Source organism: Sphingobacterium sp. HSC-15S19 (assembly GCF_050433745.1).
Classification (GTDB): Bacteria; Bacteroidota; Bacteroidia; order Sphingobacteriales; family Sphingobacteriaceae; genus Sphingobacterium; species Sphingobacterium siyangense.
In genome coordinates, this window is the sequence record NZ_JBNPWQ010000070.1 from 1 (window position 1) to 8,813 (window position 8,813).

Below are 8,813 nucleotides of genomic sequence, written 5' to 3' on the forward strand. Positions count from 1 at the left end.
CAGATTGAAAAATAGGGGTCAATATCGAAATGATGAAAAAAGCTATGCTTGTACCACAGAAATCCAATCCTAAAATTTATTTAGGACACATATGTTAGGGAAATATTTAAAAATAAGCAATCGAAATCTTATTTAAAAAACAGAACTAATTATTTGTTAGAGAATATTTTTTATAAATATTCTCTAATATCTCTTCCTAATTTTGTATTAAATCTTTAATATATATTTGCTTATAGAATAAAAAAAACAAGAGTGGATAACGATTTATTATTCACTCTTGTAAGATATAGTAAATTGGAAATTAAGTACTAAGTTTTAAGATTATTTTTTGTTGAACCTGCCTGTATTTTGACATCTTCTACTCTGGAAGTCACCTGATCTTTCAGTTTATCAAAACCATCTGTCACCGAATTAGCGACATTACTTGCCGTCTCTTTAACACTCGCAGAAGCATTGTTAAACTGGTCCTTCACGGCGTCACTAAGTTCTCCATATTTATTCTTTGCCTGATCCTTTAAATCATCTGACTTTTTCTTAATTTTCTTTCTCGTTTCTTCTCCACTGTCCGGAGCAAACAATAGTCCTAGTAGTGCTCCAATAGCAGCACCGGCCAGCATTCCCAGAACTAAGCCTGATTTATTGTCTTTGTTGTTGCACATGGTAATTTTATATTAAGTGGTTTGTAATTAAATGTATATAAACAAAAAATACAATTAACATACCAACTTAACCAGTCTTCAAAATAAAGACAAAGTTTAGGTAATAATCGGAAATGTTAACCGTACTTAAACCTATCACATCATTTATTCATTGCTTTTCAAAATAAAATCTCATTAAAGCTTCATTTGCCTTAATTTCTGTCTAATATCCTAAATAGACAATATCTCGGAAGCTTAGCAGTTATTAAATTATGATATTAACATCCATTTATTTAAACTTGTTCTATATCAGTTATTACAGACTAACCTAAGCTTATATGGTAATTATCAACAATTTTGAAGAATATAAATCCTACGAGGGAAAACTTATAGGGGCTTCTCTGTGGCATACGATTAACCAGAAGCAGATCGATCTCTTTGCTGAGGCAACTCATGACCATCAATGGATACATGTCGACCGACAAAAAGCCGAGAAAGAAGGTCCCTTTTCTTCAACGATTGCACATGGGTACCTGACTTTATCCCTGATTCCTTATCTCTGGAAACAGATTGCAGATGTTAGAAACGTGAAAATGGAAATCAATTATGGAATAGAAAATTTTAAATTTGGACAAGCCGTTCCTGTAAATAGTGAAGTACAACTCCAGGCCACCGCAAAATCCATCTGTAACCTTCGCGGAACAGTAAAAGTGATTATTGAAGCTAAACTTGTAATCAAAAATCAAATTAAACCAGCTTACATCGGGAATGTTATATTTTTATATCATTTCAATACCTAAACCCGCTCTATTTACCTGTTTCAGCATTTGCCGCATCCACGGGTTTTGATTCTGGTGATCCTTTTTGACGGAGAAAGATTGTAAGGATCACAATGGAGGCAACCGACAGGAATTCGCTTTGCCAATTTTGGAATGTCTCAAACCAAAACTGCGGTTCGGCAAGAAAGTCCAATAAACTTTTTTCGGGTTTGCCACGTAAGGTTTCCTGAAGGTTGGCATCTTTAAAACTACCATATAAATGTCCCGCCCAGCTGAAAATGAATAGGATTACAAATGCGATTGATAGCGAGTTTTGATAAAGAATCAGACGCCATCCTCCTTTCTTTACCGGCCGAGGAGCACCATTGCGTGTGGGATCGGGCAACCTATCCACTTCTTCTTGTTTTTCCGGATCTTTTGATTCAGCCGATCCAACCTGCCGCAAGGAGATTGTAAGCATTACGTAAAGTGCCATCTGTAAAAATTCACTTTGGAAATTTTCAAAAGTTGCCGAGAAAAAATGGCCACTTCCTAAATAAGAATAAAATCTAATTTCATGCGCCCCTAAATCTTTCAGCTCTTCATTGTGTTCCTTCCATCCAAAAAATGCCTGAGCTCCCAATGCTAAAACAAACAAGGAAATAAAAACAATCGACAGACTATTTCTATAAAAAAAACTTTGCTTTTTATTATTCATGGCTTCTTAAAAGATTTTATAACAGTTTTAATAATGTCTTCAATCGTGCAGTACACAATTTCGCGGGCTGATCCGCTGAATACTTTCCTATGTTCAATCGTTTTTTCTTTGATCAAAATGCAGTAAAACATCGTTCCTACAGGCTTTCCAGGGCCTTCGCTTCCACCAGGAGTTGTAAGGCCGGTAACAGCAACAACAACATCGGCATCCATCATCTTTTTAACCCGGAACGCCATCTCTTTAGTTACTTCGGCAGATTCCGGTGTGTATTTCTCTATAAGTCCTTTAGGCACCCCTAGAATTTTTTCTTTTATATGCGCATCATAACAGACTATACCACCCCGCAAAATCTCCCCAGAATGTTCGCTTTGTGAAAATTCAAACGCTAACATCCCTGCCGTTGCACTTTCCGCAAAAGCGATCGTGTATTTAGCAGTAGCAAGGAGATTGCTACACTCTTCGATTAATTCTTTTAAATCCCTCATATTTCTGTTTTTAGAATTTAATTTTATTAATACTAATATCTTCACTAAAATACTGCATATAAACAACACCCAAACCGTCAAGGTTTACCGTATTTTTAAATTCCTGAAGCGCAGGTTTAAACAAAATTGCCTCTTATTTTTTAACAAGTGTTAAATTTCTTTTATTGAACCAAAATGGTATAGCCTTGGTTATCTATGAAATACACTTAAAAATTTTTATTATGGCAACAACAAAATCTGTACCGGCGAAAAATGCCGCAAAGAAACCTTCCGGAAATACCGGAAAAATGAAAGACAGTGAATTCCACGAATTTTTCGTTGATGAATTAAAAGACATTTATTGGGCAGAGAAACACCTTGTGAAAGCTTTACCTAAAATGCAAAAAGCAGCGACCAGTGAAAAACTTGCAGCTGCATTTGAAAAGCATACCAAGGAAACTCAGACACATATAGAAACACTTGAACAGGTATTTGAAAAATTGGGAGAAAAAGCTGTCGCAAAAAAATGTGACGCTATGCAGGGTTTGCTTGATGAAGCAGATTCCATTATCTCTGACACAGACAAAGGAACCTTTACAAGAGATGCAGGTCTTATCCTTGCCGCACAAAAAGTTGAACATTACGAGATCGCAACTTACGGAACACTTCGCACATTTGCAGAAACGATGGGCCATGATGATGTGGCTGCACTGCTCCAGCAAACACTGGATAATGAAAAAGATACTGACGAAGCATTGACGGGTGTAGCTGAAGGGTTCATCAACGAGCAAGCGGCAGAGGAATAGTCAAAATTAAGGTAATCCGAACAATAAAAAACCAAAATCATTAAACATTGTTCTATTATTACGTTTTATAAAATAGGTATATATCAAAAGCTTTGGGCTCCCAGCTCAAGGCTTTTTTATGAAAACAATAGGCCTCTATATTTGTTATTGGCATTAACTCAACTATATTAAGTACATTTCATGTTTAGAGGTCGAATTTAGTAATTCGACCTTTTATATTTTTGTTAGCCATTTTTCCTCAAATTTCCATCTCGGTTATCCAACTATTGAGATCAAGATTATGGCATTTTTTGAAGTGAAGTGAGTGAAAGCTCATTTAAGACAAAGTAATAGCACGGTGATCTTGATCGAAGAGGTGGATCTGGAAAAAAAATCAGAGTGTCCTCGCCCGCGCAGTACCTCGTTAACTATGTTTTGATCTAGAAACAAAAAATTACTCATGATCCTTTGGATCACTTGCGTGTTTCATGCATTTAATTTTGGTTATCTATCGATATATTTTTCAGTTACCTTCCAAACATCGGATTTTTCAATATTCTGTAAAACCCATGCTTTGGCTGCTATGGCAGTTCCAGCGACAGTTGTATAGGGAGCAACATACATATTAATTTGATCCGGCTCAATTACCTCGATATCACCCGTGGAAATCGCACCATCTGAAAAATCGATAATTACCTCGATATACACGCAGTCCATTAACGGTCGAAAATTAAACTTTCCCAGGCTACCTGTATAAATATGTGTATTGTCAAAGTTTATATGTCTCATAACGCTTATAGTGAATCACTCTTAAGACTCATCTTTGGTATTCTTGACAAGACTTATTCCATAAGAGAAGAAAATAAGCGCCTAGATACCGACTACCGCCAAATTTGTATAAGCGGTGCTTTTCATGATGAGTTCATAGCCTGTAAATTAATCCTCCTATCCCTAATATTGTCAGAATAGTTCCGAATATCCGTTTTACGTTCATAATTTCTTTATTATTTGTTTAATTTCTGATTATCCGAAAATTTTTCTATTGCAGCTTTAAGATCGATGCCTTTACCAAGAATAGGTTTAAAAATATCACCTTCAGACTGCATTCGTTCTATCGCATTGAAAATATGGAAGTCAGACATTTTTAGGCCTTTCTTGACTTCATCCCAATGCAAAGGCATTGATACAGTTGCGCCCGCTTTTGGTCGAACGGAGTAAACCGAGGCAATGGTGGCATGCGGCCTGTTCTGTAGAAAATCAAGGTACATTTTCCCCTTACGATCTTTAATAGCACGTTCAAGAGTGGTATAATCAGGTAGCTCTCGATGCACCAGCGTTACAATAACACGTGCAAATTCCTTGCACTGTTCATAGGTATATTTATTACCTAATGGGATGTATATATGCAATCCTGTTGAGCCGCTCGTTTTACAATATGAGGGTACGCCCATGTCATCAAGAATTTGCTTAGTAACCTGTGCTGCTTCAATTACCTGATCAAACGAATTCTTGTCAGGATCTAGATCGATGATGCAATAGGTGGGATGTTCCGGCTTTTTAACGGTACTGTTCCAGGGATTCATTTCGATGCATCCCAAATTGGCCATGTACAGTAATGTCGCCTCGTCTTTTCCGACGAGATAATGCCTGACTTTATCATCAGAATCACTGTGATAAAGGTAAGTATCGGCCCATTCCGGTGCTGTATCAGTGACATTTTTAAAATAGAAACCTTCGTCCTCTATTCCGTTTGGAAACCTGTTCATGCTCTGTGGCCTTCCTTTTAGATAAGGTAGGATAAAGGGTGCTGCCTGATAATAATAGTTGATCAGATCCCTTTTCGTAATTTTTTCTTTCGGCCAGAATATTTTGTCCAGGTTGGTAAATTTTAGTTCGTGCTTATTGATCTTTCTGACCTGCGTCTTATCATTAGGATTCAGCAAGGTCTTACGGCCATTGTCAGATCGTGAAGGTACAATTGACCTTGTATTATCCTCTTCGATTATTTCTTCAATAGGTTCTTCATTTTCAAGCACGACTTTCTTAGCACTTTTATCTTCCCGCATACCATCAAATGATGGATGCCGCATTACCCCATCGCTGGTCATTTCCGTAAAACTCACCTCACACACAAGTTCGGGTTTAAGCCATGTTACGGTTGCATGGGGTGGATTGGGTCTGAACCGCGAAGGTTTATTGACATCGGGCTCTTCGGCAAAGGGCACTTTCTTTGTAATCAAAGGCTTGAATTGCGCCATCATTTCTTTCTGCATTTTCTCATTGAATCCAGTACCTACCTTACCCGTATAGACCAGTTTTTTACCTTCATATACGCCAACGAGGATACTGCTAAAGAGTTTGTTGGAATCGTCGTTTAAGGTAAATCCGCCAATGACTACTTCCTGCCGCTTATTGGCTTTTATCTTGAGCCAATCGCGTGAACGGTTATGGATATGATATATGCTGTCCTTCCGTTTGGCCATAATCCCTTCAAGACCGAGTTTTTTGGCTTCCTCCAAGAAAGCAATACCCGAAGTTTCAAAATGTTCACTTACTAATATATTATCGCTCTTAGGCAGGATTTCTTTCAATATGGCTTTACGCTCGCAAAGTGTTAATTCAGTAAGATCTTTCTCTTTGTACCATAAGATATCGAATATATAATAAACCAGATCGCCGTCCGCTTCACTCCGCCAGTTCTGTAATGAACCGAAATTCGCGGTACCATTTTTGGAGAGTACAACAACCTCACCATCAATAATGGCATCAAGATCCATATCTTTTAACGCGTCATATACCGGATAAAACTTTTCATTAAAGCTTTTATCATTGCGCGATTTAAGCTCTACCTTACTACCTTTCATAAATGCTACGGCTCTATAGCCGTCCCATTTCACTTCATAAATCCAGCCTTCGTCATCAAAAGGTTTATCGACAAGGGTAGCAAGCATAGGTTCCACAATGGTATAAAAAGCCTGTTTGGGTGCCTTTTTTAATAATTCGGCAACTTTTTTTGATGCTTTTATTCCTTGTGCAGGTACAGCCTCCAACTGATCAGTTATTATTTCCTCCGCCTCCTTTGCAGATGACTTTTTATCCTTTACTGTGGTATCTTTCTTGATGATGTTTTTCCCATACACCCTGTCCGGTGATTTTTCCATCTGGGCAATGGTCTTTTTTGAAATAACGGATTTATCTTTAAGTGTAACATCATCCGTTGTGGCATATTTGTCATCAAGCTTAAATAATAGCCACCCATTCTCGCCCCTTCCATGGGCCTTCACAAGAACAAACTCACCTTTGAGCTTACTGCCATTGAGTTTGAATTTTATTTTTCCTGAATTGAGCTGATGGAGCAGACTTTTTTCCATCTTTTTAAGATCTTCCCCTTCAAAATCAACTGCTTCATAGGTTCCCTCATCCCACACAATCACTGTTCCGCCACCGTACTGTCCTTTAGGGATGATGCCTTCAAAATTGCGGTAATCATAGGGATGATCTTCGACCATCATGGCCAGACGTTTAATTTCAGGGTCCAACGATGGCCCTTTTGGAACCGCCCAGCTTTTTAAAACGCCGTCCATTTCCAGACGAAAATCATAATGCAAATGGGAAGCATCATGTTTTTGTACTACAAAGCGTAACTCTTTCCCACTCGGCTTCCCGCCGAAAGGTTCCGGGGTTTTCTCCTCCGAACGCTTTTGGCGATATTTAGATAATCCCATAGCTTTATAATTTAAATGTTATTCGAATTAATGAAAAACAAGGTTTTACTTTCCGTGACGCTTCTTCAAATAATCTGTTAGCACTTTTCTATCGTTTGATCCGGTAGCACGTATAGCTCCTGTAACTGCCTGGGAACTCACACCCATTTTTTCCTTAAAATATTGGATTTCGTAATTCTCTGATCCGCTTACTTTATTTCTGTCGGATTTTCCTTTTTTTGATTTGTTGTCTGTCATAATAATAGTTTAAAAGATTACAATTCAGTATTTCGATTTTTAATTAAACCTTAAGCTGGCAATCAAATATTTATATAACATCAGGCGATATAAATTCGATTGATTTCTTTTCATTTAACGCACCTTTTTTATCAGGCATTAATAAAAGATCTTTCTATCCTTAACAAGTATTAGTCTTTCTTCATTCATTTTTTTAACGGTACGGATTACAGTTTCTACACGCAGTCCCGTCAAATTTGCAATTTGCTGTCTTGTCAAGGGAAAAGAGTATGAAAACTGTCCTTCCACAGACGCAGATCTTTTATAATAATCCAGAAGAGCCAGTATTTTAGGGATCGGTTCGTTTGCTGAGTTACCAAAAAGCATGGTGTATTTATAAAACAATCTATCTGATAGATACCCTAAAAGTCTGAATACAATACTTTTATTTTCATCCAGAAGCTGTAAAAATTGTGTTTTTGGTAAATACAGTATGGAACATTCATCTTTTGCTACAGCGTTCATTGGATAATGATTCCCTCCAAACAGAAGTGATTCACCGATACTTTGACCTGCTGATAGAATATTTAAGGTAAATTCCTTTCCATCTTCATGATAGTTATCGAGCTCTACAGTTCCTTTACTGATCTGCAGATATGCCGTGGGGCTAGCATCACGGCTAAAAATTGTTTCTTTTGCAGCGTAATGGTGAAAAATAGCACCGTATTTAATTAGTAAATTCTCATCAATTACCATGAATAATAAACTTTTTGACAATTAACACTCCATTCTACCTAAGCCGCCAGCATGAGAATACAAATATTAGACCGATAAAGGGAATGCAAATTCAGCTAGATTTTAAGAAATTCTGATAAGGTATTATTTATTGTATAATAACAAATTTCAAAAACAAATTCATTGAACAATTGTTTATAAGATGCGCTAATAAAATACGTGGTCTATTGATCTTTCGACTGATCTGAAAGATCATTCCGAAATTTATCGAACTTATATTTTTTACATTTATGAACGGGCTTATTTTTGACGATGTCACAATTCAGATTGGTGGTACTGCACAATTTTTATTCGATCCTGAGATTGGGCAAAAATCCGTACCTGCAATTATTGAATTTCGCGGAGGTGAAAAAGCATATGCTGAAATTTCCGAAGTCCATGTAAATAGAATAGTAATTAAAGTTGGTGAATACTCCGCGGGACCGCAGGAAAAGCTTCCCGGGGGAAGTTGGTTTTTGCAATATAATAAGAAGAATGACAATTGGAGAATAGTCAAAAAACTCTAATCGAAATAAACAGTTAGAATGCAGTATCTTGGTCGGTTTAGGGCTTTTCTTGGAAAACTGACTATTAAAATTTGAGCTAGCTTTATTGACCATGTTATGAGGCGTAATTTTTAATATCTTTCCTCTATAAATTAACTATAATACAGTCCCCTTGCGCATTGGGTTTTGCGATTTTCCTCTTCGAGTTTGGTCAGCCGTAAGGCTGGCA

Annotated in this window: 10 protein-coding genes; 3 read left to right on the plus strand and 7 right to left on the minus strand. The window is 37.1% G+C overall.

Features of this window, described 5'->3' with window-relative positions:
* Positions 1 to 308: 308 nt before the first annotated feature.
* Positions 309 to 659, minus strand: a complete 351-nt coding sequence (locus tag L1283_RS27925) for a YtxH domain-containing protein (RefSeq protein WP_312353109.1) — start codon at positions 657 to 659, stop codon at positions 309 to 311.
* Between the two features lie 317 nt (positions 660 to 976).
* On the opposite strand from L1283_RS27925, the gene L1283_RS27930 reads away from it, so the two are divergent.
* Positions 977 to 1,438 (plus strand): MaoC family dehydratase, encoded by a 462-nt coding sequence (locus tag L1283_RS27930; RefSeq protein WP_312353107.1) that lies wholly within the window; start codon positions 977 to 979, stop codon positions 1,436 to 1,438.
* Positions 1,439 to 1,445: 7 nt separating this feature from the next.
* On the opposite strand, the gene L1283_RS27935 is transcribed toward L1283_RS27930, so the two are convergent.
* Positions 1,446 to 2,114, minus strand: a complete 669-nt coding sequence (locus L1283_RS27935; protein WP_312353105.1) for a DUF6766 family protein — start codon at positions 2,112 to 2,114, stop codon at positions 1,446 to 1,448.
* Positions 2,111 to 2,599 (minus strand): CinA family protein, encoded by a 489-nt coding sequence (locus L1283_RS27940; protein ID WP_312353103.1) that lies wholly within the window; start codon positions 2,597 to 2,599, stop codon positions 2,111 to 2,113. Before L1283_RS27940 ends, L1283_RS27935 begins: the two co-directional genes overlap by 4 nt.
* 221 nt (positions 2,600 to 2,820) lie before the next feature.
* Here L1283_RS27940 and L1283_RS27945 point away from each other — a divergent pair, with 221 nt between their 5' ends.
* A complete protein-coding gene (locus L1283_RS27945) occupies positions 2,821 to 3,384 on the plus strand; it encodes a ferritin-like domain-containing protein (protein ID WP_312353102.1) in 564 nt (187 codons plus the stop codon).
* 483 nt (positions 3,385 to 3,867) lie between these two features.
* On the opposite strand, the gene L1283_RS27950 is transcribed toward L1283_RS27945, so the two are convergent.
* The 4 genes from L1283_RS27950 to L1283_RS27965 form a co-directional block, all read right to left on the minus strand.
* Entirely contained in the window at positions 3,868 to 4,152 is a 285-nt protein-coding gene (locus L1283_RS27950; RefSeq protein ID WP_312353099.1) for a hypothetical protein, read from the minus strand.
* A 215-nt stretch (positions 4,153 to 4,367) separates the two neighbouring features.
* Positions 4,368 to 7,088: a DNA ligase D gene (gene ligD / locus L1283_RS27955; protein WP_312353097.1), complete on the minus strand. Its 2,721-nt coding sequence runs from the start codon at positions 7,086 to 7,088 to the stop codon at positions 4,368 to 4,370.
* Positions 7,089 to 7,133: 45 nt separating this feature from the next.
* Positions 7,134 to 7,325 carry a DUF3606 domain-containing protein gene (locus tag L1283_RS27960; protein WP_240582336.1) on the minus strand — a complete coding sequence of 64 codons (192 nt, stop codon included), beginning with the start codon at positions 7,323 to 7,325 and terminating at the stop codon, positions 7,134 to 7,136.
* Between the two features lie 138 nt (positions 7,326 to 7,463).
* Positions 7,464 to 8,060, minus strand: coding sequence for a Crp/Fnr family transcriptional regulator (locus tag L1283_RS27965; protein WP_312353090.1), 597 nt, complete (start codon positions 8,058 to 8,060; stop codon positions 7,464 to 7,466).
* A gap of 269 nt (positions 8,061 to 8,329) precedes the next feature.
* On the opposite strand from L1283_RS27965, the gene L1283_RS27970 reads away from it, so the two are divergent.
* Positions 8,330 to 8,605 carry a hypothetical protein gene (locus L1283_RS27970; RefSeq protein ID WP_312353088.1) on the plus strand — a complete coding sequence of 92 codons (276 nt, stop codon included), beginning with the start codon at positions 8,330 to 8,332 and terminating at the stop codon, positions 8,603 to 8,605.
* Positions 8,606 to 8,813: the final 208 nt, after the last annotated feature.

Excerpts from the sequence above, each read along its gene's own strand:
- L1283_RS27945 (WP_312353102.1), top strand. The coding sequence starts at position 2,821 with ATGGCAACAACAAAATCTGTACCGGCGAAAAATGCCGCAAAGAAACCT.
- L1283_RS27970 (WP_312353088.1), top strand. The coding sequence starts at position 8,330 with ATGAACGGGCTTATTTTTGACGATGTCACAATTCAGATTGGTGGTACT.
- L1283_RS27950 (WP_312353099.1), bottom strand. The coding sequence starts at position 4,152 with ATGAGACATATAAACTTTGACAATACACATATTTATACAGGTAGCCTG.
- ligD (WP_312353097.1), bottom strand. The coding sequence starts at position 7,088 with ATGGGATTATCTAAATATCGCCAAAAGCGTTCGGAGGAGAAAACCCCG.
- L1283_RS27965 (WP_312353090.1), bottom strand. The coding sequence starts at position 8,060 with ATGGTAATTGATGAGAATTTACTAATTAAATACGGTGCTATTTTTCAC.
- L1283_RS27925 (WP_312353109.1), bottom strand. The coding sequence starts at position 659 with ATGTGCAACAACAAAGACAATAAATCAGGCTTAGTTCTGGGAATGCTG.
- L1283_RS27940 (WP_312353103.1), bottom strand. The coding sequence starts at position 2,599 with ATGAGGGATTTAAAAGAATTAATCGAAGAGTGTAGCAATCTCCTTGCT.
- L1283_RS27960 (WP_240582336.1), bottom strand. The coding sequence starts at position 7,325 with ATGACAGACAACAAATCAAAAAAAGGAAAATCCGACAGAAATAAAGTA.
- L1283_RS27935 (WP_312353105.1), bottom strand. The coding sequence starts at position 2,114 with ATGAATAATAAAAAGCAAAGTTTTTTTTATAGAAATAGTCTGTCGATT.
- L1283_RS27930 (WP_312353107.1), top strand. The coding sequence starts at position 977 with ATGGTAATTATCAACAATTTTGAAGAATATAAATCCTACGAGGGAAAA.